This window comes from Bacillus cereus group sp. Bc010, from assembly GCF_027716745.1.
Lineage (GTDB): Bacteria > Bacillota > Bacilli > Bacillales > Bacillaceae_G > Bacillus_A > Bacillus_A pacificus.
On record NZ_JAQFUY010000014.1, the window covers coordinates 73,785 to 98,457 of the forward strand.

Sequence of the window (24,673 nt, forward strand, 5' to 3'; positions counted from 1 at the left end):
AGACTGACTTTTTATAATTTTATTAAAATTCTTATAAAATCGCAAAATTTTTTTGCTATTTTCCTTTTAAAATCTCTTAAATGATAGAAAAATTTTGCGGTTATGAAGTTTTTTTTGTGAGAAACCTTCATTTTAAGTAGGAATTGGAGATTGGTACGCATTTTGCATAAATAATAGTTGAAATCTTTAAAGGAGGGATATGCAACGTTTCAGTACCAACTAATAAGAAGGAGGAATTTATAAAGTGAAGACGGTTATAGAAGGCGTGTATAGTCCTTGTTACGGGAAAGTAGAGAAGTTATTTGTTACGGAAAGTTCTTACGTATACGAATGGGAGAAATTAGCGCTCATTGAAACGATAGATAAACAGAAAGTAGAAATTAAGGTAGGAATCAGTGGGTATATCGAATCATTAGAAGTAGTAGAAGGGCAAGCCATCGCTGATCAAAAGTTATTAATAACAATGAGGGATGATCTTTTAATAACAGGTAGTAATTAATACTATGTATTTTGCTATTTTCAATAATTATTTTTGTTATGAATGATTTTAAAAACGCTTACATGAAATGAGTTTTCAAAGGGAAGAGGGGGGATTTATATGATGGATCAAAACCAAGGATTAAAAAGAGAATTGAAAAGCAGGCACATATTTATGATTGCACTAGGGGGAGTTATTGGTACCGGCCTTTTTTTAGGATCTGGGTATACAATTCATGAGGCTGGCCCTGGAGGAGCAATTGTAGCGTATCTTGTTGGGGGATTTGTTATGTATTTAACGATGCTCTGTCTTGGAGAGTTAGCTGTTGCGATGCCTGACGCAGGATCTTATCAAACGTATGCAACGAAGCACATTTCCCCTGCAGCTGGTTATGTAGTCGGATGGATGTCGTGGTTAAACTGGTCAGCTACGATAGGGATTGAACTCATTGCAGTTAGCATTTTAATGAAACGATGGTTTCCTGATGTCCCTTCATGGATTTGGTGCGTAGTGTTTGCGGTACTGCTTTTTGCTATCAACGCGTTATCTTCAAGAAGTTTTGCAGAAGTTGAATTTTGGTTTGCAAGTATTAAAGTAATTACGATCATAGCATTTATTATTTTGGGCGGGGCAGCAATGTTTGGTTTTCTAGATATGAAAGGAAATGAACCAGCACCGATGTTCTCTAGCTTTACTGATTACGGTGGACTGTTTCCGAATGGTTTATCAGCTATTTTAGTTACGATGATTGCAGTTAATTTTTCTTTCCAAGGAACAGAACTAGTCGGCATTGCAGCAGGTGAGAGTGAAAATCCAGAGAAAACGATCCCGAAGGCAATTAATAATACAGTTTGGCGTATACTTGTGTTCTTTGTATTATCTATTTTCATTCTTGCAGGATTATTCCCTTGGCAACAGGCGGGAGTAATAGAAAGTCCATTCGTAGTTGTGTTTGATAAAATTGGTATTCCTTATGCAGCCGATATTATCAATTTCGTTATTATTACAGCGGTTCTATCCGTTGCGAATTCAGGATTATATGCAACTTCTCGTATGCTATGGTCTATGTCTAATCAAGGAATGATTAGTCCGATTTTTAGTAAGTTATCTAAAAATGGTGTTCCAATTTATGCATTGATTGTAAGTACAATTGTAGGTTGTCTCTCATTACTATCAGGTATTTATGCGGAAGATACAGTTTATTTATGGTTGCTTTCTATTGCTGGATTTGGAGCAATACTAGTTTGGGCATCTATTGCTCTATCTAACTTATTAGCTAGAAGGGCATATATTAAGCAGGGCGGGGATGTTAAGGACTTGAAATTTAAAACACCACTGTATCCATTCGTTCCACTGCTTGCGTTAGTATTAAATATAACAGTAATTGTAGGTATGGCCTTTATTCCAGAACAAAGAATGGCATTGTATTGTGGTATTCCCTTTATGATTGTTTGTTTACTGTTTTACCGTGCGACAAGAAATAAGGGGAGTAACTTAGAGCATATTGAAAAGACAAAGACAACAGAAATAGAGAGTTTATAATAGTGATTAATTTGGAGACTGTAAAATTGTAAACAGTCTCTTTTTTTGTGAAAATAAAGCTGGGAACATACTACGTATGCAAAGGGGAATTAGCGATGAATGAAGAAGTTGCACAGCTATTAGAACAGATTGATCTACGAAAAAATGAGTTACTAGAGCTTACAAAAACATTAATTCGTTTTGAAACACCAGCACCGCCGGCGAGAAATACAAATGAGGCGCAAGAATTTGTTGCACAGTTTCTAAGAAAACGAAATTTTTGTGTTGATAAATGGGATGTATATCCGAATGACCCGAACGTTGTTGGGGTGAAAAAAGGGATAGAAAGTGACACACATAAAAGTCTTATTATTAATGGGCATATGGATGTAGCGGAAATATCAGCAGATGAGGCGTGGGAAACGAGTCCGTTTGAGCCATTTATAAGAGATGGTTGGTTAGTTGGACGTGGTGCGGCAGATATGAAAGGGGGATTAGCTGGGGCATTATTTGCTATTCAGCTTTTACAAGAAGCAGGCATTGAATTGCCCGGAGATTTAATCTTTCAATCCGTAATCGGAGAAGAAGTTGGAGAGGCAGGTACGCTTCAATGTTGCAAAAGGGGTTATGATGCTGATTTTGCAGTCGTAGTGGATACGAGTGATTTACATATGCAAGGACAGGGGGGCGTAATTACTGGATGGATTACTGTGAAAAGCCCCCAAACGTTTCATGATGCAACACGCAGACAAATGATTCATGCTGGAGGACGTTTATTTGGAGCGAGTGCGATTGAAAAAATGATGAAAATTGTACAAAGTTTACAAGAATTAGAGCGTCATTGGGCAGTCATGAAAACATATGAAGGCTATCCATCTGGAACAACAACAATTAATCCAGCTGTTATTGAGGGCGGAAGACATGCAGCGTTTATTGCGGATGAGTGCCGGTTATGGATAACAGTACACTTTTATCCGAATGAAACACATGAACAAATAATAAAAGAAATTGAAGAGTATATTGGGAAAGTAGCAGCTGCCGATCCATGGTTAAGTGAAAATCCACCACAATTTAAGTGGGGCGGAGAATCAATGATTGTGGATCGTGGTGAAATTTTCCCTTCTTTAGAAATAGATAGTGAACATGCAGCTGTAAAAACGCTTAGCTCAGTACATGAATCAACTTTATCTAAAAATGCAATTTTAGATATGTCTGCAACGGTAACGGATGGTGGTTGGTTTAGTGAATTTCATATTCCAGCTGTTATTTACGGACCAGGTACATTAGAAGAGGCTCATTCAATAAATGAGAAAGTTGAAGTGGAACAATTAATCGAATTTACAAAAGTAATAACAGCATTTATATATGAATGGTGTCATACGAAAAAATAGATTAGTATGTTGAAATCGTACAGGTATGTATACTTGTACGATTTTTTAGTGAACTATTTCAGAGTTGAATAGAAACAACTGAAATAGTTCTTTATTTTCTATGTCTTTCGTTTTAGTTCGATTAATTTCTCTTTTGCTAATTCAACAGCAATTGCATCATCTAAATAGCCAATTGGAAAGAGATAGTCAGGAATAATATCTGTCGATAAAATGAAATACAGTAATGCCCCTCCAAGAACTGCACGCTCTTCTTTTGGAATCGTTTCATTGCAAAATTGTTGATACATATCCGTTAATTGTTCAATGAAAGGACCAGCACTATCAATTTGTTCTAGCTTACTTGCAAAACTGTCATGAATACGTTTTTCTCCTTCTGTTGTTTGAGCATATCGTTCATAATTTTCAAGTTCTTGTTTCACACGGGTTGTTGTGTAGTCGAAATCGAATAAGTTAGAGGATTGCAGCGTTTGCTGAATGGTATCAAGAGATGTGTACATATCCGTCTTTTCTTTATTAATGTGAGGAGAATCAGGATACATTTCATCAAATAACAATTGGGGTGGAACTTGCAAACATTCTGCAAATTTTTGTAGATGTTTTTGTTTTGGCGGTTGTTTACCATTCATAATTCTTGAGATTGTTGCGGGATCAATATTTGTAAGCATTCCGAGTTGGCGCATAGATAAGGCACGTTCTTTTAAAAGTTTTTTTATTAATGTACTAAGCCGCTCATTTGGATTTTCTTTAGGCATAGCGAAGGCACTCCTTTTTGTTGTTGAAAAAATGTTGAGCATTTATTACATGTATATGAAACAGACAGGCACAGTTGCTCAACATTTTCATAAGATGCATGGAAAAGTGAGAAAAAAGGGGTGGCTGTTTATGAGTACGGCAGGTCTATTTTCAATTTTTTTAATTGGGATTGCTTCTAATTTAGATAATGCAGGTGTTGGAATTGCATATGGCATTCGTAAAATTAGAATTTCGTGGTTCAACAATTTTATCATCGCATTTTTTGGGTTTTTATTTACTTTATTAGCTGGATTTTTTGGGAGTTGGATCGCATTATTTATTTCAGAGTTTACGGCAAATTTGATAGGGGCAATTGTTTTGGGAATAATTGGAGTGTTTATTTTATGTCAGCCTTTCTTGAGTAAAAAAGAGACCGTAGACTCTAAAGATGATAGTGTACTTATGGGGATTTTACGTGATCCGGAAAAAGCAGATTTTGATGGTTCTAAAACAATTAGTTTTTCAGAAGCAATTGTTTTGGGCGTTGCATTATCAATTAATAATATTGCAGGTGGATTTGATGCTGGGGTAACAAATTTAAACCTTTGGCTTACAGCGATTATTTCTGGTGTGTTTAGTTTTATTTGTATAAGTGGTTTTGCGTATGTAGGAAAACGATACTTAGCAGAATACTTAGGGAAATGGGCTACGGTTATTGCGGGAGTGTTATTAATTCTTATTGGGATCGATCAGTTGTTGTAAGGAGAACAAAAAACAACGTTCGAGTATTTCCTTGGAAATATGGCAAAGGATTGCATATATCGACGTACTTTTCTCCATACTAATACGGATTTCTTTTAAAGAAAGGGGGATCCGTATGGGACGCGGAAAAGCATTTGATCATAAGAAAAAAGGGCATGACCATCAACCACCTAAAGGAGCATTCATTCATAAAGATGTAAATGAACATACTTTAGAAGAGGAAGAGCTACCAGTAAATATTGAAACGTATAAAAATAGTTTGAAAAAACATTAAAAGCACCTACATAGGTGCTTTTTTAACGTATATCTTCAATTAATTGTTCCGATTCTTCATGCATACTGTACTCACTTAATACTTGGATACAAAGCCACTTTAATTCTTCAATCGTATGCTCAAATTCTTCAGGAAGCACATGATGAACGTCTTCAAGTCCCATTCCGAAATGAATAAGTTCAAGTACTTGATCATCGATGTTCCGATCCATTAATAGTTCAAGTACTTCTAAATTGAATATGTATCGGTGAGCTTCATCGAGTGAAACAACTTTTAGCTTTAAGCTTTCTACAATACTCAATATAAAAAGAAGAATTGTTTTTTCAAGAACAGGCTGTTTTCCCATTTGAAATATTAGTTTCATCTTTCACACCTCCACATATAGCGCTAGGTTGTACTATACTATTCAGGTTGGGGGAGCAAATATGCATAATATAGAGAAACTTTCAGCACGGTTTTTGTAAGGGGATCGGTAGCTAATAAAATTGAGGGTTTTATGCAAAAAAAAATCCTGCTAGTATAGCAGGATGGTTCTGAATTAAAAAATGCTCCAACCTTCTTGAGCAGAAAGAAGTTCAAGGATTTTAAAACCAGCGATGCTATTTCCGTTTGCATCTAAAGCTGGTCCGAAAATACCAATTCCCATTTCTCCTTTTACGCAGCCGAAAATGCCACCAGCTACACCACTTTTTGCGGGGATACCAACACGAATCGCAAATTCACCAGACTCGTTATACATACCGCATGTAACCATAAATGTTTTACAAATCTTTGTAATATGCTTAGGGATAATTTGTTTTTTCTTATATGGATCATATCCATCCATCGCAAAAATTAAGCCGATACGTGCTAAATCGATACAGTTTACCTCAACTGCACATTGACGAGTGTATAAATCCATCAGCTCTTCAATGTCACAATCGATAATTCCGTTTTGTTTCATATAGTAACAAAGTGAGCGATTTAAGTAAGCTGTCTCTAATTCTGAATTAGCAACTTTAGAAGAATAATTAATAGTAGGATTATCTGTTATTTCACGTACGAAATGAAGAATGCGCTCCATTTTTTCTTCATTATCTTTACCTGCTAACATGCTTGTAATAGCTAGTGCCCCCGCATTAATCATTGGATTAAGTGGTTTAGAAGGACTTGTCGTTTCTAACTTAATAATAGAATTAAATGGATCACCAGTTGGTTCCATTCCAACTTTAGAAAATACATATTCTTCACCACGATCTAAAAGGGCAAGTGCAAGTGTAATTACTTTTGAAATACTTTGAAGAGTGAATAGTGTTTGTGAGTTGCCAGCATGGATGTATTCTGTTTCTTTATGGAAAATGGCAATCCCTAAATCATCTGGATTGGCATTTCCTAGTTCGGGGATATAAGTAGCAAGCTTTCCTTTTTTCGTATATGGTTTTACTTGTTCTAACAACTGTTGTAAGTTGTTTGTTTCAATGCACTGCATAGTACCAACGCTCCTATTTCGAATTAACTAAGTTTACTTTTCCCGATATGCTCGGAAATAAATAATAACATGAAAAAGTGGAATGATAAAACGAAAGTTGCATGTTCTATAGAGGGTCTTTCGTTTTGAATATTCTGTAGTAAAAAAGGAGAAATTTCCTTTTATATAACAGTTTGGAAATAGGAGATTTATCCATAAAAAATTCAAAAATAAAAACTACACATCTATACAACTATATGTTATTATGGTTATGTAAATAGAAAGCGTTTTCTAAGGCGTACTTATAATGATAACGATTTCATAAATTTGATAGGGGGAATTAAAATGTTGCAGTTTCTACAACGTATTGGTAAAGCGTTAATGCTTCCAATTGCCGTACTACCAGCAGCAGGATTATTGCTTCGTTTAGGACAAGAAGACGTATTTAACATTCCTGTTATGGCACAGGCCGGTGCAGCAATTTTTGATAATTTAGCACTTATTTTTGCAATTGGTGTTGCAATCGGTTTGTCTGTTGACGGTAGTGGAGCAGCTGGACTTGCCGGAGCAATCGGATATCTTGTTTTACAAAATACAACGAATGCTCTAAGTAAGACGTATTCAGCAGCAGAGTTAAATGATAAATTAAAAAGTGTTCAAGATTTAGTCGGTTCAGTAGATCCAACTAAATTAGCAGATACAATGACAAAGGTTTCAAAAGCAGCGGCGTTAACGCCGAAAATCAATATGGCCATACTCGGTGGTATTATTGCAGGGGTTGTTGCGGGATTACTATACAACAAATTCCATAAGATTAAACTGCCAGAATGGTTAGGGTTCTTTGCAGGAAAACGTTTCGTACCAATCATTACTTCAATCGTAATGTTACTTTTAGGATTAGTATTCGGTCAAATTTGGCCAACAATTCAAAGTGGTATTGATGCAGTAGCACATGGTATCGTAAACTTAGGTTCAATTGGTGCTGGTTTATTCGGATTATTAAACCGTTTATTAATTCCAATCGGTTTACACCACGTAATGAACACATACTTCTGGTTCGTACTTGGTGACTTTACAAATGCGGCTGGCGATATCGTTCATGGTGATATTGCACGCTTCTTTGCAAAAGATCCATCAGCAGGTATGTTTATGACTGGTTTCTTCCCGATCATGATGTTCGGTTTACCAGCAGCATGTTTCGCAATGATTGCAGCTGCTAAACCAGAAAAACGTAAAATGGTTACAGGTATGTTAGGTGGTCTAGCATTAACTTCATTCTTAACTGGTATTACAGAGCCAATTGAATTCTCATTCATGTTCTTATCACCAGTATTATATGGTATTCATGCTGTATTAACAGGTCTGTCTCTATTCATTACAACAACACTTGGCATACACGATGGTTTCTCATTTAGTGCTGGGGCAATCGATTACTTCTTAAACTTCGGTATTGCAACAAAACCAGTATTATTAGCAGGAATTGGTTTAATTTACGCAGCAATTTACTTTGTAGTATTCTACTTCTTAATTAAGAAGTTCGACCTAAAAACTCCTGGTCGTGAAGATGAAGAGGAAGTAGCTGAAGGTGAAGAAGCTCCAGTTGCAGGTTCAATTGGTGAAACTTACGTAGCAGCTTTAGGTGGAAAAGAAAACTTAACAGTTATTGATAACTGTGCAACACGTCTACGCTTACAAGTGAAAGATGCTGGTCAAGTAAACGAAGCAGCATTAAAACGTGCTGGTGCAAAAGGTGTTATGAAATTAAGTAACACGAGTGTCCAAGTTATCGTAGGTACAAATGTTGAATCTGTTGCCGATGATATGAAAAAACACGTATAAATAATTAGATAAGAGGATATCCAAAAAAATTGATAACATCAGTTTTTTAGAGGGTATCCTCTTTTTTTATATTAAAAATTTAACGGGAATCTTACTTTTGTAAATTTTCTTTTTCTTTTTTGTGCATATAGGTTGGTAATATGTGCAGTGCGTGATAAAGTAGGGATGACATCGAATGGAATGTCGAAAATCTATGAAAAAGATCCGGAATGAATCTTGTGTAGTGGAATTAAATTATCGGTAAATAAGGGGAAAAAAGCAATCATGGATCACGAAAAAAATAATGCGAATGGGAAATCACGTCGGCCAATTGTATACATAAAAAGAACAATCATTCTCGTCTTACTATTTTCACTTGTATATTTCATGTATACAAAAATTGTTGCGCATAATAAGAAAGAAGAAACTTTAAAAGCAGCAGCAGAAATGAAGAAACAAGAAGAGCTAAAAAAGAAAGAAGAAAAAAAGAAGCAAGAAGCAAAAAAACAAAAAGAGCAGGAAGAACAAGTGAAGCAAGCACAAGCTGTGGAAAAGCCTGCTGAGGGACCACCTCAAGAAATTAATGAAAACGCTCAATTAGATCAATATTTGCAAAAAACAGGATTTAGCGGGACAGCGGTTATTGTGAAGAACGGAAAGGTTCTTTTGAATAAAGGATACGGTATGGCGAACAAAGAAAAACAAGTACCGAATAATTCAGAGACAACTTTTTATATTGGTTCTATTTCAAAGGCTTTTGTAGCGACTACTATTATGCAATTAAAAGATCAAAATAAGTTACATGTAGAGGATACGATTGCGAAGTATATTCCAGATTTCCCTCAAGGTAATGGTATTCAGTTAAAACATTTACTAACACATACATCAGGAATTCCAGAGTATGAGCAGGGAACAGAGGATATCTCTCATGAAGAATTGATAAAACGAATAGGAAAGCAAAAGCGTATTGGAAGTCCAGGAGAGAAATGGAAGTATTCCGATTCTAACTATTCAATACTCGCCTATATTGCTGAGAAGGTAAGCGGACAACCGTTAGAAGAGTATATTAAACAACATATTTTTGCTACTGCTGGTATGAAACATTCTGGTTTTGGTAGAGAGCTAGAACAAACAAGATTTCCATCGACAGGTTATAAAATAGTAAATAACAATATGACAACACCTAATATTCCAAGTATGTCACAACTTTATGGTTGTGGTGATATATATACAAGTGCCCATGATTTATATTTATTTAATGAAGCGCTCTTCTCTGGAAAGTTGATTTCAAAAGAAAGCTACGATCAAATGTTTACAGGTGGAAAAAAAGATTACGGGTTTGGATGGTATGTAGACCCGGGAAGTTACTCGAACCACGGTGTAATGCCAGGCTGGAACTGTTTAAATGGATTTAGTAAAAATGGAAGTGTATATGTCGTTTTATTATCTAACATTCAAAACAACATTAAATCCTTTGGTAAAGTGAATAATGACATTTATACGATGTTACGAAATATTGAAGTGTAAGAGACTATCTGTTTAGGTAGTCTTTTTTTATGTGATTAGAACATATTGTTTCGTTGAAAAATGTATGTCTTACCTATCACAAAAAGAGTCTGCTTTGTATACATTAAGATGTATGGATATATTTTTATAATTTAAAAATAATAGGAGGAGAAGTGTATGTGTTTATTCAGTAATTATTGGAAAAAGTTATCGAGATTGTTTAATAGACAATTAGATTATTTTTTAGATAATAAGTTATTACCTGCTGTGGAACGACTTTTATTTTCACAAAACTTCGCGAGGTTTATTCAAAGAAACTCTAAGCAAGCTACGGAAGAATTTATTGAATCAAGTAGATTTCAATCTATTATTTGTAACATTTTAAAAGAATGTAATACATCACCTTTTAAAGAAATTGCAGAGCAGTATTTGGGTAAAAACGTAGAAATTACGGTGACAGTTGGACAGTTAACAGGTGTGATTGTAGCAGTTGGTGATGATTTCTTAACACTGCAAGAAGGAATAGGAACAGAAGTTTTATTGCCATTTACAAGTATTATATCAATTAAAGAAGCGTAAGAAAGGAGACTTATATATGTTATTTACTGAAGAATTACGTAATCATGTTGGTGAGCTAGTGCAAGTTGTGACAGCGGCCAAAATTGTTGCAGGTATTCTGTTATCTGTGACAGACGGGGCAGTAAGTGTTCGTACTTCTCCTTCTTATGGACCACCGGAAGATGTAGTTGTACGTATTCCTATCATTTCTTATGTTCGCTTGGAAGGGTAAGCGTGGTACAAGTATGAGGGTATCAGTTATTATTCCAGCGCATAATGAAGCGAGTACTTTATCACAAGTTTTAGTAGAAGTGGAGAAATTGAAACCATATGAAATTATCGTAGTAGATAATGGATCGACAGACGGAACAAAAGAAATAGCCTTACAACATCATTGCCATGTCATTTATTATAAATATTCTCTTGGTAATGATGTTGGACGGGCAATTGGTGCAAGAGAAGCGAAAGGCGACATTGTTTTGTTTTTAGACGGTGATATCGTCATTGATAATAAAGAGCTACAACGTTTTATAAAAGGCATTCAGCAAGGTCACCAAATTGTTGTGAATAATTTAACATGGTCTGTTTATTTAAAGATGAGACCGCATTATACGACAGTTGGCAAATTTATGCTGAATCGTTATTTGAATAAAAAAGAGCTTGTTGTTGGATCTTTAATCGCAATTCCGCATGCAATGAGTAGAGAAGTTATTCAAAAGTTTGGTTGGTGGAATTTAGCGGATCCAGCATTATTTCAAGCGATAGCGATGTCTAGAGGAGTAGATATTGTTGATATGGCCTCTGTCGATGTCATTCATACAAATAAAGTGCGTCCCGTTCATACTGGTACATCACCTGGCTCTCCTTATCCGAAAGCGACTAGTCGTATTATGGGGGATCATTTACGTGCTTTGCAATACGTAATCGAAATATATGGTAAGCGTGGTGGCTTTTCGGAAGGAAATAGGGATAGAGCATTTATAGGAAAGTATAAACCAGTTTTATTACAAAAGAAAAAAGCGAAATATAGTGCGATTATCCCAGTATCAGAAGAAAAGACGACTATAAGATCTGTTATACAAGAAGTGAAAAAATCAGGTGTAGATGAAATTATAGTTGTTGCGAATGGAGCGGACGTTGAGACAATTAAACAAGCGAAGCTAGAGAATGTCATTGTTATTGAATTTGAGGAAGCGCTTGGACATAATGTAGCCCGAGCGATAGGAGCTATGCATGCTACGGCCGATATTTGTTTATTTGTCGATGGTGATTTTGTTATTCCAGGAAAAAAACTAATTCCATTTTTACATGCTATTGAAGATGGAAATGATGTGGCATTAAATGATTTACAGTGTTTATTAGATATGTTTCATCCGGCAGACCCAATTAGCATGGGAAAATATTTTGTGAATTTAGTAGCGAAACGACCAGATTTATGGAATAACTCATTAACGGCAGTACCACATGCTATGCATAAAAAAGTAATAGAGAAAATCGGATATGATTCTCTTATCATTCCGCCACTCGCTCAAATGAAAGCTATTTTGGAGGGATTCTCTATTACAGCGGTAGAATTTGTAGATGTTATAAAAACAAATCGAGTACGCCCAGAGCAACATGGATTTGTAAATGGGCGTATTCCAGCATTTGATCGTATTTTCGGTGATCAGCTCGAGGCGATTGCATATTTATTGCAATCCACAGACGAGCGCGGGAGTTTTACAGATGGAGAGCGGGATAGAAATATCATTCAACAATTGAGAAAGGAAGAAGAGAATACAGATGAATGTTAGTAGTACAGTTGCCATTATCGGATTAGGATATGTTGGTCTTCCTTTGGCAGTTCATTTTGCAGAGAGAGGACATACAGTACTTGGATTAGATAAAGATACTAGAAAAATAGAATCAATTATACAGGGAGAAAGTTATATTCCAGATGTTTCTTCTAAATTGTTACAAAGTTTATTGACTAGAAAAAAATTAATAGTAAATACACCGGATCAAGGTATTGCTGATTTTCAAAATAGTGATTACGTTATTGTCACTGTCCCAACCCCAATTAATGAACAAAGAGAACCAGACTTAAGTGCCCTCATTTCAGCTTCGCATTATATACAACAAAACCTTCAAAAAGGACAAACCTTCATTTTCGAAAGTTCCACATATCCAGGTACGCTCGAGGAAGTTATTATTCCGATTATTTCTCAAACAGGAAAAAAGGTAGGAGAAGATTTCTATATTGGATATTCTCCTGAGAGAATTGATCCAGCTAATAGTCAATATTCCGTTCAAACGATTCCAAAAGTCATTAGTGGACAAACAGAAATGTGTAAACAAAAAGTACAGGCTTTGTATAGCACTATATTTGATGTAGTTGTTCCAGTTAGCTCCCCAAAAGTAGCAGAAATGTGTAAGCTATTTGAAAATATTCAGCGCTTAGTCAATATTTCATTAGTAAATGAGTTAAATATACTATGTGAAAGTTTAGGAATTGATTTTTATGAGGCACTTGAAGCGGCATCTACAAAACCGTTTGGATTTACGCCGTATTGGCCAGGACCAGGGATAGGGGGACACTGTATTCCGGTAGATCCTTTATATTTCCAGTGGAGAATAAAAAAGAATGGAGCAATGAGTCAATTAATTGAGGCGGCACATGTAATTAATGAGGAAATGCCAGAAAAAATGGTCCGGAAAGTAAAAGGTGTGGTGCAATCACCTGCAACGGTTTTAATTGTAGGGATTGCATATAAAAAAGATGTAAATGACCTAAGAGAATCACCAGCGTTACCAATTATTGAATTGTTAATAAAAGAAGGATATGAGATAGAGTATCACGATCCATATATTTCTTCTGCAAAATTTGGAGATAAGGTGTATCAATCTGTTTCTTTGGATGAACAAGTCGTTAAACAAGCGGATTGTATTTTAATTTTAACAGATCACTCTAATATCGATTGGAAGATTTTTAAAGGGATAAAGCAAGTCGTAGATACACGTGGAATTATAAAGAAGGTGAGTGTATGAGTAAGAAATGTTTAATTACAGGTGGAGCAGGATTTATTGGATCACATTTAGCTGAAGAGCTGGTGAAAAGAGGTTATGATGTCACTATCGTTGATAATTTCTATAAAGGGAAAAATAAATATCATGATGAGTTAATGAAAGAAATTCGGGTTATTCCAATAAGTGTTTTAGATCGAAATTCTATTTATGAATTAGTGAATCAACATGATGTAGTGTTTCATTTAGCAGCAATTTTAGGTGTGAAAACGACAATGGAAAAGAGTATAGAGCTTATTGAAACGAATTTTGATGGAACGAGAAACATTTTACAAGCAGCGCTAAAAGGAAAGAAGAAAGTTGTTTTTGCGTCTACTTCAGAAGTATATGGTAAGGCAAAGCCACCCTTTTCTGAAGAAGGAGATCGATTATACGGTGCAACTTCTAAAATACGTTGGAGTTATGCAGTTTGTAAAACGTTAGAAGAAACATTATGTTTAGGATACGGTTTAGCAGGCTTACCTGTAACGATTGTTCGTTATTTTAATATGTATGGTCCAAGAGCGAAAGATGGTCCGTATGCAGGGGTAATCCCGCGATTTATCCGCGCAGCACTGCAAGGAGAAGACATTCTCGTATATGGAGATGGAAAACAGACACGTTGTTTTACGTATGTAAGTGATGCGGTAGAGGCAACGATTCGAGCAATGGATGAGAAGGTAAATGGTGAGATTATTAATATAGGTTCTGAGAATGAAAAGAGTATAAAAGAAGTAGCAGAAGTAATTAAAAAGCTAACGAAATCTTCTTCAAAGATTGTTCAAGTTCCTTTCGAAGAGGTATATCCACATGGCTTTGAAGAAATTCCAAATAGAAGACCAGATGTAACGAAATTAAGAGAACTTGTTCAATTTCAAGCGAAAGTAACGTGGGAACAAGGGTTGAAAGAAACTATTAAATGGTTTCGTGAAGAAAACAATGGCTAAGTCACTATCGATTATTATACCTGTATGTAATGAAGCGGATACGATTTCAGACGTTATTCAATCGGCAAAAGGATTAAATCCAGTAGAGATTATTGTAGTAGCAAACGGTTGTAATGATGGAACAGAAGAGGTTGCTGATCGTTTAGGGTGTAAAGTAATCAAGTATACAGAGCTACTGGGGAATGATGTTGGCCGTGCAGTTGGCGCAAAACACGCGATAGGTGACGTATTACTATTTATAGATGGAGATTTTGCTATTCAAACTTCAAAGTTACAATTATTCCTAAATCCAATTTTACATGATCAGGCCGACATCGTTTTAAATAATTTGGATGCGTTATTTTTAAAGAAACAAAAACCGCACTCAGTGACAGTATGGCGCCAAATATTAAATGCAATGCTAGAGCGTGAAGAGTTAAAGATTGATTCTTTATTATCTGTACCTCACGCGTTGACGAAAGAAGTTGTTCAAAGCATTGGGTATGAATGTTTTGTTAATCCTATTGTCGCTCATTTACGCCTTATTCAAAGCAAATGGAGAATTAGTCGACATTGTGCAATTGACGTTATTACACCAAATAAATTTCGGCCGACCGAGCATGCTGCGTATGGCACGGGTCTTTCTCATTCTGAAAAAAGGATGATAGGTGACCATATAGAAGCTGTAGCGGAGCGAATAGTAGGTAGCGATGAACGCGGAGGGTATTATGATGGAAATAGGAAAAGAGATAGTGTCTATCATACTTTAGATTTTAAAGATTTTTATCAAGGATGGGGCGTTACATCGAATTTGTATAAGGGAAAGCAATTATCGGTCATTATTCCTGTACAAGATGAAGAGAAAACAATTGGAAACGTTATAGAAGAGCTTCGCAAAATTGAACCTTTTGAAATTATCGTTGTTGTAAATGGTTCGTCTGATCAAACAGCAACGATTGCAAAAGAAAAGGGAGCAACGACAATTGTATATAAAGAAGCACTCGGAAATGATGTGGGGCGCTCACTTGGAACGTATTTCGCAAAAGGAGAAATTGTGTTATTTATAGACGGCGATTTTGTTATTCCAGCGAGTGAGTTATATCCTTTTGCGAAAGCTATTGCAGATGGAACAGACGTTGCATTAAATGATCTAAATCATTATTTAGATTTAAGAGTACCGCTTCATCTTGTAACTGCATTTAAATATGCATTAAATTTAGCTTGTGATAGAAAAGATCTAGGCGTAGGCTCTCTTATCGCTGTACCGAATGCGTTTAGTCGTAAGTGTTTGAAAGAAATTGGATATAGATCTTTACTGGCACCGTGTGTAGCTCAAGTGAAAGCTATTCTTTCAGGATTTGAAGTTGCATGTGTAAGTCGTGTTGAAGTCGATAAGATGAACCGTATTCGACCCAGTGAACATTTTGCTAAAATAGGTCATCCACCAGCTGTACTTCGAATTATTGGTGATCATATAGAAGGGTTAGAGCAATTAATTGTATTAACAGGCAGTCGTGGTGGATTCCATGATGGAAATAGAAAAAGAGATATTTTATCCGACTTTAATGGGCAGTAAGACCCCCACTGATTAAAGTTTCATTTTATAGGTAACAAAAAAGTGTACAACATATGTACACTTTTTTGTTCTGCTATAAAAACTATAACAGATTAGGAGATAAGAGTATTACAGCTCTACAATGGGTATTGTTCTTATATTACAAAATAGGACTCGTATATAAGAATACCAAAAAAATACAATTAAGGAAAGGGTTAATTTTAAAGACTTTCAAATGAAGTTAACACTATGTATATAGTAGTTTGCTCAATATTTCACAAACATGTCACAACTATTTCGTTCACTTTCGTAAAAAAGTAGTATTCTAAGTGTGTAAGCTGTTATATAAAAAATCTTAGTCCTGTACTAATCAAAAATGGAGGAGATTAGGATGACTCAAGTATTAGAAAATGTTAAAAACGCATGGGAAAACTTTAAAGGTGAAAAATGGAAAGCAGAGATTGATGTTCGCGATTTCATTTTAAATAATGTAAACGTTTACGAGGGAGATGAATCTTTCTTAGCAGGAGCAACTGAAGCAACGAAACAACTTTGGGATCAAGTAATGGATTTAACAACGAAAGAACGTGAAAACGGTGGCGTTCTTGATATGGATACAAAAATTGTTTCTTCTATTACATCACATGAACCAGGATATTTAAATAAAGAGACTGAAAAAGTAGTCGGTTTCCAAACTGATAAACCATTTAAACGTTCTTTACAACCATATGGTGGTATTCGTATGGCGGAACAAGCTTGTGAATCTTATGGATACGAAATGGATAAAGAGCTTAGTCGTATTTTCAGAGATTGGAGAAAAACTCATAACCAAGGCGTATTTGATGCTTATACACCAGAAATGAGAGCTGCTCGTAAATCAGGTGTTATTACTGGTCTTCCGGATGCATACGGACGTGGACGTATTATCGGTGACTACCGCCGCGTAGCATTATATGGAGTAGATCATTTAATTGAAGCGAAGAAAGTAGATTTAAATTTAACTGGCGGTGTAATGAGTGAAGATATAATGCGTTTACGCGAAGAGTTATCGGAGCAAATACGTGCACTTCAAGAGTTAAAACAAATGGCTGCTTCTCATGGCTTTGATATTTCTAAGCCAGCAACAACTGCTCAAGAAGCATTCCAATGGTTATACTTCGCATATCTTGCAGCAATTAAAGAGCAAAACGGAGCTGCAATGAGTCTTGGCCGTACTTCTACATTCTTAGATATTTATATTGAAAGAGATTTAGCAAATGGTACTTTAACAGAAGAAGACGTACAAGAAATTGTGGATCACTTCATTATGAAATTACGTCTTGTGAAATTTGCAAGAACACCTGATTATAATGAATTATTCTCTGGTGACCCAACTTGGGTAACTGAGTCTATCGGCGGTATGGCATTAGATGGCCGTCCATTAGTAACAAAGAACTCATTCCGTTTCTTGCATACACTAGATAATTTAGGACCAGCTCCAGAACCAAACTTAACAGTTCTTTGGTCTAAACAATTACCACAGAACTTTAAAAACTACTGTGCGAAAATGTCTATTAAAACATCAGCAATTCAATATGAAAATGATGACATTATGCGTGCTGACTACGGCGATGATTACGGAATTGCTTGTTGTGTATCTGCAATGAGAATTGGTAAACAAATGCAGTTCTTCGGCGCACGTGCAAACTTAGCAAAAGCATTACTATATGCGATTAACGGTGGTAAAGATGAAAAATCTAAAGCACAAGTTGGTCCTGAGTACGCACCGATTACTTCTGAAGTATTAGATTATGAAGAAGTTATGCATAAGTTTGATATGACAATGGAATGGTTAGCGGGTCTATATTTAAACACATTAAATGTTATTCACTACATGCACGATAAATATAGCTACGAGCGTATTGAGATGGCACTTCATGATACAAATGTTCTTCGTACAATGGCAACAGGTATCGCGGGTCTATCTGTAGTAGCAGACTCTTTAAGTGCAATTAAATACGCAAAAGTAAAACCAATTCGCGATGAAAACGGAATTGCAGTTGACTTTGAAATCGAAGGAGATTTCCCTAAATACGGTAACAATGATGACCGTGTAGATGAAATTGCTGTAAATCTTGTGAAAACATTTATGAATAAACTTCGTAAACACAAAACATATAGAAATTCTGTTCATACAATGTCAATCTTAACAATCACATCTAACGTTGTATACGGTAAGAAAACTGGTAACACTCCAGATGGTCGCCGTACTGGAGAACCATTTGCACCAGGTGCGAACCCAATGCATGGACGTGATACAAAAGGTGCGTTAGCTTCATTATTATCTGTAGCTAAATTACCATATGAAGATGCACAAGATGGCATTTCTAATACATTCTCTATTATTCCAAAAGCACTTGGTAAAGAGGATGAAGTACAAGTACGTAACTTAGTATCAATGCTTGATGGTTATGCAGTAAAAGAAGGACATCACTTAAATATTAACGTATTTAACCGTGAAACATTAATGGATGCAATGGAACATCCTGAGAAATATCCACAATTAACAATTCGCGTATCTGGTTACGCTGTAAACTTTATTAAATTAACTCGTGAACAACAAATCGATGTAATTAACCGTACAATGCATGAAAGCATGTAAATGAAAAAAGTGTCCCTCTGCATTTTATAAATAGCAGAGGGAGGCTGTTTCAATAAAGGAGGAAGTAACATGGTAAAAGGAAGAATTCATTCTGTAGAGTCTTGTGGTACTGTTGATGGCCCAGGAATTCGTTATGTCATATTTACACAAGGGTGTTTATTACGTTGTCAATATTGTCATAATGCTGATACGTGGGAGATCGGTAAAGGAAAAGAAATAACAGTCGAAGAAGTAATGCAGGATGTGACATGTTACCTTCCTTTTATTGAAGCTTCCGGAGGCGGTATAACAGTTAGTGGTGGGGAACCATTATTACAACTAGATTTCTTAATTGAATTATTTAAGAAATGTAAGGAAATTGGAATTCATACAACAATTGATTCTTCAGGTGGTTGTTATTCTGAAGAACCAGAATTCCAAAATAAGCTAGATATTTTAATGGAGTACACAGATTTAGTTTTATTGGATTTGAAACATATTGATTCAAAGAAACATCGTAAATTAACAGGAAAACCAAATGAACATATTTTACAATTTGCTCGTTATTTATCGGATAAAAATAAACCGATTTGGGTGCGACACGTATTAGTTCCTGGTATTACTGATAATGAAGAGGATCTACAAAAACTATCTAGTTTTATTCAAAGTCTGTCTAATGTTCAGAAAGTTGAAGTGCTACCATACCATAAGCTTGGTGTATATAAATGGGAGGCACTTGGGCATAAGTATCCACTCGCAAATGTAGAACCGCCTACTGAAAAAAATGTAGAAGAAGCAAGACATATTTTACAAGCAGTCTAATCCAAATATTGGGTTAGGCTTTTTGCTTTCTTTACAATAAAACCTAGAGTATATATGGAGAAAAGAGTATACTGAAAATAGAATATCCATATTTTTGTAAGGAATAAGTGGAGAAATTTACATAATTGTAAAGGGAAATCAAAATAGTAAAAAGAATTAAGAAGTAAAAGAGTGAGTATCATGGAATAGAGAACATTTGTAAGTTATTGCGAAAGCTCTTATAGGAAAGTATAATGTAAAGATATGAGCACAGATAGGATTAAGGGGTCAATCTTATATGCTTTGCATATCCACGACAGGTACATAGCTGAAAGAGAAATATTAGAGTCTGTTTATGTAATTTTTAAGGAAAATGTTTTTCCTATTGTCGTATATGCAATATGGAGAAACAATACGCTAGGAGTGGATTTGTTTGATAAAAAACCCCAAGGTTTTAATATTAACTGCACATTACGGAAACGGTCATGTGCAAGTAGCGAAAACATTAGAACAAACATTTCGCCAAAAAGGAATTAAAGATGTAATTGTATGCGATTTGTTCGGAGAATCACATCCGGTTATAACCGATATTACAAAATATTTATATTTAAAAAGTTATACAATAGGAAAAGAATTGTACCGCTTGTTTTATTATGGCGTAGAAAAAATTTATGATAAAAAAATAGCATCTTGGTATGCTAATTTTGGAAGAAAACGTTTGAAATTACTTTTACAAGCGGAGAAACCGGATATTGTTATTAATACCTTTCCGATTATAGCTGTACCAGAATTAAAAAAGCAAACAGGTATTTCAATTCCTGTGTATAACGTATTAACGGATTTTTGTGTGCACAAAATATGGATTCATCGGGAAGTAGATCGTTATTTTGTAGCAACTGATCACGTAAAAAAAGTTATGGTTGATATTGGTGTGCCTGCGGAGCAAATTGTTGAAACTGGAATTCCGATTCGTAGTAGTTTTGAGTTAAAGATTAATCCAGACATTATATATAATAAATATCAGTTATGTAAGAATAAAAAGATTTTACTAATTGTAGCAGGTGCTCATGGGGTATTAGGAAGTGTAAAAGAACTATGCCAATCATTTATGTCAGTACCTGATTTACAAGTAGTTGTCGTTTGTGGGAAAAATGAAGCGTTAAAACAGGATTTATTAGGGTTACAGGAAAAAAATCCTGATGCATTAAAAGTATTTGGTTATGTAGAAAATATTGATGAACTATTCCGTGTTACTTCTTGTATGATTACAAAGCCAGGCGGTATTACGTTAAGTGAAGCGGCAGCATTGCAAGTACCTGTCATTTTATATAAGCCTGTTCCAGGACAAGAAAATGAAAATGCGATGTACTTTGAAAGAAAAGGGGCTGCAGTTGTCATTCGTGATGATAGTGAGGTTTTTGCAAAAACAGAGGCGTTATTACAAGATGATATGAAGCTTCTTCAAATGAAAGAAGCGATGAAAAGCATTTATCGCCCAGAGCCAGCTGATCATATTGTGGATACAATTTTGGCAGAAAATCATGTAGAACCGAATCATATACCTATTAAATCACCTGCTCTTGCACAATCATTTACTTAATATGAAACCCTCTTTTGTATGTTTAAAGAGGGTTTTTTATTGTTTTCCAAGATAAAGACTTATCCACATGAAGAGTGCGCTTTCATTAAACAGTAAAGTCGGAATATTAACAACTATATCCACATTATCCACAATTTTTAGAAAAATATCCACAATTCTAACATTTGATGTGCGTTACAACATACAAACTTGTGAAGGGTTTTTGTAATTTATTCACAATTCTATCAATTCTGTGGATAACGTTATCCACAGAAAAAAGGTTCCTTATTTATAAGGAACCTTTTTTCTACGTGATAGAGTAGAAAAAATATGTAATGAGAATGAATAATTAGGGGGGAGAACTTCTAATTATTCATTCTCACTTTAAATACTTTTTGAGCGATAACCCGCTGCGCGATCTGCTTTACGAAATTCTCGTTGGTAGAGAACTTCTTGTGTACTAGATAATGCGTTTTTTGCTTTGTCACGTTTCTTTTTATCCATTACAAATCACCTCGTGTCCTAAAGTTACTATATATCGTTTCCAGAGACATGGGGTGATATACGTATATATCAAAATGTTAATGGTTAATTATTATTTCTGAAAATTTAGATTACGCTTCTTTTAAGTGATGAGAATCTTGGAACGTTGTATCTCGCATTGTAGCAAGTGTATATTGATCTTTTGGAATTTCATATAAGTTATATACTTCTTCATTCGCGTTAATTTCATCATAAACGGATTTTCTTGTTTCGTTTGCTAGATTTACATATTGTAATTTTTCTGCAGCTTTAATAGAACGAATATTTATTTTGCGAATACGCATAAAGATCGTTTCAATATCTAACTCGTAGAAAAGTTCGCTAAAAAATGAATCTTTTGCCAATTTATTGTAGCCTTTTCCGTGATAAGGTTTGCCAAGCCATGTTCCAAGGAAGCCGGCTTTTTCTTGCACATCAAATAAAGTAATTGTTCCGATAGGGTTACCCCATTCGTCTAAAATTGTGCGTGAAATTAATTCCCCACGCTCTTCAGCTTCAATCGTTTGTTTCGTTAAAAATAAATATTCCTCATAAGAATAAGCCTTTTGACGCACAAAAGGGAAGACAGCTGGATCCACCATTAACTCGTATAGAACGTGGCTGTCGTGTAAGTCGCGTTTTTTCAACATACTAACTCCTCCTCACACGAGGGTAGCATGACGAAAAAACACCCCACCCTCGAAATTTTTATATCAATCTTTAAAAAATTTCGGGGTGGGAATCGAACCCACTAGAACCAGTTTCTAACGCTGGTGGCGCACCATTTGCCTTCCCCATTCATCAATTTGAAAATGATAATCACGACACAAATTGATTATGGTTTCATTCAGTTTATAATCGTATAATACTTTATCTAGTCAAAAAAATAAACTAGTTTTTTTTATTTTTTTTGTAAATTATTTTTCCATCAATCATAGTTAGTACAGGCTTGGCTAAATAATGGAAAGGATGATGGGTCCAGAGCACAAGATCGGCGTCTTTTCCAGTCTCAATGCTTCCAATTCTATCCTCTAAACGTAAATTTCGCGCTGGAAATATAGTGATTCCTTCTAGTGCAGTTTTTTCGTCTAATCCTTCCCTTACTGCGACAGCAGCACAAACATTTAAATATTGAATGGGTGTATAGGGGTGATCTGTTGTGATGGAAACTTCCACTCCATTTTTTGATAATATATGGTAAGTATCCCATGTTTTATTTTTTAGTTCGATTTTAGAACGGCGTGTAAGCGTGGGGCCAACTGAAACCTTCAAATTGTGTTTTGAAAGCTCTTCAACAATAAAGTGTCCTTCTGTACAATGTTCAATACGTAAATCAAGATTGAACTCTGTTGCAAAGCGTAGAGCAGAACTAATATCATCTGCTCGGTGAGCGTGGATACGTACGGGTATTTCACGGCGTAATGCTTTTAAGATAGGAAGCATTCGAAAATCAGCTTCATGCCCGTAGTGCTGTGCTTCATAGAATGATTCCCGAAGTAATCCCATAATTCCCATACGCGTAATGGACTCTTTTGTGCCATTACTATGGACCTTTTTAGGATTTTCTCCAAAGGCAATCTTTAAGCCAGCAGGCTCTTGAATAATCATATGATCAATACAAGTTCCAGCTGTTTTTATTACACAAGTCGTACCACCGATAATGTTTTGACTTCCTGGCATAACGTGAACAGTTGTGATTCCATTTTGTACCGCATCTTGAAATGCAATATCAAAAGGGTGAATTCCGTCCAAAGAACGGATATGTGGTGTTGAAACTTCAGATGTTTCATTTGCGTCATTGCCAGCCCAACCAGTACCTTCATCATAGAGACCAAGATGGGTATGGACATCAATAAATCCAGGTAAGAGATGAAGAGCACGTGCGTCTATAACTGTCATATCTTGAGTAGGTTGAATGGAAGGCTTGACCTCAGCAATTTTTTCTCCTATAACGAGTACATCCCCTTGAAATTTTTGGGATGTAATAGGATAGACAATGGCTTGTTTGAGCAATATTTTCATAGGTACCTCATTTCTGTTACTTTATAATGTTAATGGAATGTAAAGGAAAGTAACTGAAAGATTATTTGTGTAATAATGCTCCGGATGCTAGAAAATGAAAGTTTTGAAAGGGCCCCCTGTAAAACTGTGTTTTAGAAGTACTACATTGTATGCGAAAGTATATTTTGTAATGCATGGTCTATTGACGGAAATGTGTATTGATACCCATGCTCAATTGCTTTACTAGGTAATACATGTTGCCCTTCTAGTACAAGTATGCTCATTTCACCAAGTAAAGCATGAAGCATGAATGAAGGGACAGGTAACCAATGAGGTTTTTTTATGATAGTTGCAATGATTTCTCCAAATTCCTTCATTCTTATAGGCTCGGGAGCTGTAATGTTAAGAGGTCCATCAATTTCTTCTTTGTGTATGATGAAATCAATCATGCAAGCGACATCATTTATATGAATCCATGATAACCATTGGTTTCCAGACCCGACTGTACCTCCGATATAAAATTGATAGGGAAGTAGCATCTTTGGAAGAGCTCCTCCGTCTGGCCCTAAGACGACTCCGAATCTTGCGTAGATTGTTCGTATTCCGAGAGAACGTGCTTTAGATGCTTCTTGTTCCCATGAATATACTGTATTTGCTAAAAAGTCATTTCCAGGAGTCACATGCTGTTCTGTAAAAGACTCAGTTTCAGACGTTCCGTAGTATCCAATTGCGCTTGCGTTAATAAATGTGTGTGGTTTTGTAGGGAGTGCCTGCAATTGTTTAATGAGTCCTTTTGTTGTTTGAATTCTACTGTTTAAAATGACTTTCTTTTGTTTCTTTGTCCATCTACTATTAATAGACTCTCCAGCTAGATTAATAACTACATCAATAGAAGAGAGGGGGAAGGTTCGTAAATCTGGTGTCCATTGTACATACTGAAGGTTAGGATCGGAAGTTTCAGCAGTTTTTTTTCGCGAGAGAATGTAAACAGTATATCCTTTTTGAATAAAAAAAGTAGAAAGGTATTTACCGATAAAACCGGTACCACCAGAAATTGCGATTTTCACAATTATTTCCTCCTCATTATATATATTCTTGAAAAGCAAAAACGTTCCTTGACTATGTTAAAATAATAGAGAG

Annotated in this window: 23 protein-coding genes; 16 read left to right on the forward strand and 7 right to left on the reverse strand. The window is 35.5% G+C overall.

Annotated features, from left to right (window positions below):
* Positions 1–244: 244 nt before the first annotated feature.
* The 3 genes from PDQ68_RS16630 to PDQ68_RS16640 all read left to right on the forward strand — a co-directional run bounded on the left by PDQ68_RS16630 (position 245) and on the right by PDQ68_RS16640 (position 3,390).
* Positions 245–499 carry a biotin/lipoyl attachment domain-containing protein gene (locus PDQ68_RS16630; protein WP_061183166.1) on the forward strand — a complete coding sequence of 85 codons (255 nt, stop codon included), beginning with the start codon at positions 245–247 and terminating at the stop codon, positions 497–499.
* A gap of 99 nt (positions 500–598) precedes the next feature.
* A complete protein-coding gene (locus PDQ68_RS16635; RefSeq protein WP_061183165.1) occupies positions 599–2,020 on the forward strand; it encodes an amino acid permease in 1,422 nt (473 codons plus the stop codon).
* Positions 2,021–2,115: 95 nt separating this feature from the next.
* Positions 2,116–3,390, forward strand: coding sequence for an acetylornithine deacetylase (locus PDQ68_RS16640; RefSeq protein WP_001001562.1), 1,275 nt, complete (start codon positions 2,116–2,118; stop codon positions 3,388–3,390).
* A gap of 98 nt (positions 3,391–3,488) precedes the next feature.
* Here the strand turns inward: PDQ68_RS16640 and PDQ68_RS16645 are convergent, their stop codons facing one another.
* Positions 3,489–4,142, reverse strand: a complete 654-nt coding sequence (locus PDQ68_RS16645) for a helix-turn-helix domain-containing protein (RefSeq protein ID WP_001123724.1) — start codon at positions 4,140–4,142, stop codon at positions 3,489–3,491.
* Between the two features lie 130 nt (positions 4,143–4,272).
* Here PDQ68_RS16645 and ytaF point away from each other — a divergent pair, with 130 nt between their 5' ends.
* Positions 4,273–4,884 carry a sporulation membrane protein YtaF gene (gene ytaF / locus PDQ68_RS16650; RefSeq protein ID WP_000100734.1) on the forward strand — a complete coding sequence of 204 codons (612 nt, stop codon included), beginning with the start codon at positions 4,273–4,275 and terminating at the stop codon, positions 4,882–4,884.
* A 115-nt stretch (positions 4,885–4,999) separates the two neighbouring features.
* Complete coding sequence (locus tag PDQ68_RS16655) at positions 5,000–5,158, forward strand: hypothetical protein (RefSeq protein WP_000532411.1); 159 nt, start codon at positions 5,000–5,002, stop codon at positions 5,156–5,158.
* 22 nt (positions 5,159–5,180) lie between these two features.
* Here the strand turns inward: PDQ68_RS16655 and PDQ68_RS16660 are convergent, their stop codons facing one another.
* Together PDQ68_RS16660 and glsA are read right to left on the reverse strand one after the other, a co-directional pair.
* Positions 5,181–5,522 (reverse strand): DUF3969 family protein, encoded by a 342-nt coding sequence (locus PDQ68_RS16660; protein ID WP_000766605.1) that lies wholly within the window; start codon positions 5,520–5,522, stop codon positions 5,181–5,183.
* A 174-nt stretch (positions 5,523–5,696) separates the two neighbouring features.
* Positions 5,697–6,626 (reverse strand): glutaminase A, encoded by a 930-nt coding sequence (glsA, locus tag PDQ68_RS16665; protein ID WP_001149853.1) that lies wholly within the window; start codon positions 6,624–6,626, stop codon positions 5,697–5,699.
* A gap of 324 nt (positions 6,627–6,950) precedes the next feature.
* Here glsA and nagE point away from each other — a divergent pair, with 324 nt between their 5' ends.
* The 11 genes from nagE (at position 6,951) to PDQ68_RS16720 (ending at position 21,031) form a co-directional block, all read left to right on the forward strand.
* Positions 6,951–8,444: an N-acetylglucosamine-specific PTS transporter subunit IIBC gene (nagE, locus tag PDQ68_RS16670; protein ID WP_000938882.1), complete on the forward strand. Its 1,494-nt coding sequence runs from the start codon at positions 6,951–6,953 to the stop codon at positions 8,442–8,444.
* A gap of 264 nt (positions 8,445–8,708) precedes the next feature.
* Positions 8,709–9,950 carry a serine hydrolase domain-containing protein gene (locus PDQ68_RS16675; RefSeq protein WP_014893337.1) on the forward strand — a complete coding sequence of 414 codons (1,242 nt, stop codon included), beginning with the start codon at positions 8,709–8,711 and terminating at the stop codon, positions 9,948–9,950.
* Positions 9,951–10,106: 156 nt separating this feature from the next.
* Positions 10,107–10,508 (forward strand): LSm family protein, encoded by a 402-nt coding sequence (locus PDQ68_RS16680; protein ID WP_000335549.1) that lies wholly within the window; start codon positions 10,107–10,109, stop codon positions 10,506–10,508.
* Between the two features lie 16 nt (positions 10,509–10,524).
* Positions 10,525–10,719, forward strand: a complete 195-nt coding sequence (locus tag PDQ68_RS16685) for an LSm family protein (protein ID WP_061183164.1) — start codon at positions 10,525–10,527, stop codon at positions 10,717–10,719.
* Positions 10,700–12,280: a glycosyltransferase family 2 protein gene (locus tag PDQ68_RS16690; protein ID WP_000458459.1), complete on the forward strand. Its 1,581-nt coding sequence runs from the start codon at positions 10,700–10,702 to the stop codon at positions 12,278–12,280. Before PDQ68_RS16685 ends, PDQ68_RS16690 begins: the two co-directional genes overlap by 20 nt.
* A complete protein-coding gene (locus PDQ68_RS16695; RefSeq protein WP_016716383.1) occupies positions 12,270–13,514 on the forward strand; it encodes a nucleotide sugar dehydrogenase in 1,245 nt (414 codons plus the stop codon). The genes PDQ68_RS16690 and PDQ68_RS16695 overlap by 11 nt, the downstream gene beginning before the upstream one ends.
* Positions 13,511–14,476 (forward strand): NAD-dependent epimerase/dehydratase family protein, encoded by a 966-nt coding sequence (locus PDQ68_RS16700; protein WP_061183163.1) that lies wholly within the window; start codon positions 13,511–13,513, stop codon positions 14,474–14,476. The genes PDQ68_RS16695 and PDQ68_RS16700 overlap by 4 nt, the downstream gene beginning before the upstream one ends.
* Positions 14,469–16,031: a glycosyltransferase family 2 protein gene (locus PDQ68_RS16705; RefSeq protein WP_001129987.1), complete on the forward strand. Its 1,563-nt coding sequence runs from the start codon at positions 14,469–14,471 to the stop codon at positions 16,029–16,031. The genes PDQ68_RS16700 and PDQ68_RS16705 overlap by 8 nt, the downstream gene beginning before the upstream one ends.
* A gap of 370 nt (positions 16,032–16,401) precedes the next feature.
* The gene (gene pflB / locus PDQ68_RS16710) at positions 16,402–18,651 is read left to right on the forward strand and encodes a formate C-acetyltransferase (protein WP_000195491.1); all 2,250 of its coding nucleotides are present in this window, start codon (positions 16,402–16,404) and stop codon (positions 18,649–18,651) included.
* A gap of 69 nt (positions 18,652–18,720) precedes the next feature.
* On the forward strand, positions 18,721–19,452 hold the full coding sequence (gene pflA, locus PDQ68_RS16715; protein ID WP_000238472.1) for a pyruvate formate-lyase-activating protein: 732 nt from the start codon (positions 18,721–18,723) through the stop codon (positions 19,450–19,452).
* 412 nt (positions 19,453–19,864) lie between these two features.
* Positions 19,865–21,031 carry a diglucosyl diacylglycerol synthase gene (locus PDQ68_RS16720; RefSeq protein ID WP_000594706.1) on the forward strand — a complete coding sequence of 389 codons (1,167 nt, stop codon included), beginning with the start codon at positions 19,865–19,867 and terminating at the stop codon, positions 21,029–21,031.
* Positions 21,032–21,394: 363 nt separating this feature from the next.
* On the opposite strand, the gene PDQ68_RS16725 is transcribed toward PDQ68_RS16720, so the two are convergent.
* The 4 genes from PDQ68_RS16725 to PDQ68_RS16740 form a co-directional block, all read right to left on the reverse strand.
* Positions 21,395–21,514: a YfhE family protein gene (locus tag PDQ68_RS16725; protein WP_000358480.1), complete on the reverse strand. Its 120-nt coding sequence runs from the start codon at positions 21,512–21,514 to the stop codon at positions 21,395–21,397.
* A 110-nt stretch (positions 21,515–21,624) separates the two neighbouring features.
* Entirely contained in the window at positions 21,625–22,182 is a 558-nt protein-coding gene (locus PDQ68_RS16730; protein WP_000914741.1) for a GNAT family N-acetyltransferase, read from the reverse strand.
* Positions 22,183–22,423: 241 nt separating this feature from the next.
* A complete protein-coding gene (locus PDQ68_RS16735; protein ID WP_000698300.1) occupies positions 22,424–23,554 on the reverse strand; it encodes an amidohydrolase in 1,131 nt (376 codons plus the stop codon).
* A 140-nt stretch (positions 23,555–23,694) separates the two neighbouring features.
* On the reverse strand, positions 23,695–24,600 hold the full coding sequence (locus PDQ68_RS16740; RefSeq protein ID WP_016716388.1) for a TIGR01777 family oxidoreductase: 906 nt from the start codon (positions 24,598–24,600) through the stop codon (positions 23,695–23,697).
* Between the last annotated feature and the right edge of the window lie 73 nt (positions 24,601–24,673).

Coding starts and splice junctions, on each gene's coding strand:
- PDQ68_RS16635 (WP_061183165.1), top strand. CDS start 599: ATGATGGATCAAAACCAAGGATTAAAAAGAGAATTGAAAAGCAGGCAC.
- PDQ68_RS16640 (WP_001001562.1), top strand. CDS start 2,116: ATGAATGAAGAAGTTGCACAGCTATTAGAACAGATTGATCTACGAAAA.
- PDQ68_RS16645 (WP_001123724.1), bottom strand. CDS start 4,142: ATGCCTAAAGAAAATCCAAATGAGCGGCTTAGTACATTAATAAAAAAA.
- ytaF (WP_000100734.1), top strand. CDS start 4,273: ATGAGTACGGCAGGTCTATTTTCAATTTTTTTAATTGGGATTGCTTCT.
- PDQ68_RS16655 (WP_000532411.1), top strand. CDS start 5,000: ATGGGACGCGGAAAAGCATTTGATCATAAGAAAAAAGGGCATGACCAT.
- PDQ68_RS16660 (WP_000766605.1), bottom strand. CDS start 5,522: ATGAAACTAATATTTCAAATGGGAAAACAGCCTGTTCTTGAAAAAACA.
- glsA (WP_001149853.1), bottom strand. CDS start 6,626: ATGCAGTGCATTGAAACAAACAACTTACAACAGTTGTTAGAACAAGTA.
- nagE (WP_000938882.1), top strand. CDS start 6,951: ATGTTGCAGTTTCTACAACGTATTGGTAAAGCGTTAATGCTTCCAATT.
- PDQ68_RS16675 (WP_014893337.1), top strand. CDS start 8,709: ATGGATCACGAAAAAAATAATGCGAATGGGAAATCACGTCGGCCAATT.
- PDQ68_RS16680 (WP_000335549.1), top strand. CDS start 10,107: ATGTGTTTATTCAGTAATTATTGGAAAAAGTTATCGAGATTGTTTAAT.
- PDQ68_RS16685 (WP_061183164.1), top strand. CDS start 10,525: ATGTTATTTACTGAAGAATTACGTAATCATGTTGGTGAGCTAGTGCAA.
- PDQ68_RS16690 (WP_000458459.1), top strand. CDS start 10,700: ATGTTCGCTTGGAAGGGTAAGCGTGGTACAAGTATGAGGGTATCAGTT.
- PDQ68_RS16695 (WP_016716383.1), top strand. CDS start 12,270: ATGAATGTTAGTAGTACAGTTGCCATTATCGGATTAGGATATGTTGGT.
- PDQ68_RS16700 (WP_061183163.1), top strand. CDS start 13,511: ATGAGTAAGAAATGTTTAATTACAGGTGGAGCAGGATTTATTGGATCA.
- PDQ68_RS16705 (WP_001129987.1), top strand. CDS start 14,469: ATGGCTAAGTCACTATCGATTATTATACCTGTATGTAATGAAGCGGAT.
- pflB (WP_000195491.1), top strand. CDS start 16,402: ATGACTCAAGTATTAGAAAATGTTAAAAACGCATGGGAAAACTTTAAA.
- pflA (WP_000238472.1), top strand. CDS start 18,721: ATGGTAAAAGGAAGAATTCATTCTGTAGAGTCTTGTGGTACTGTTGAT.
- PDQ68_RS16725 (WP_000358480.1), bottom strand. CDS start 21,514: ATGGATAAAAAGAAACGTGACAAAGCAAAAAACGCATTATCTAGTACA.
- PDQ68_RS16730 (WP_000914741.1), bottom strand. CDS start 22,182: ATGTTGAAAAAACGCGACTTACACGACAGCCACGTTCTATACGAGTTA.
- PDQ68_RS16735 (WP_000698300.1), bottom strand. CDS start 23,554: ATGAAAATATTGCTCAAACAAGCCATTGTCTATCCTATTACATCCCAA.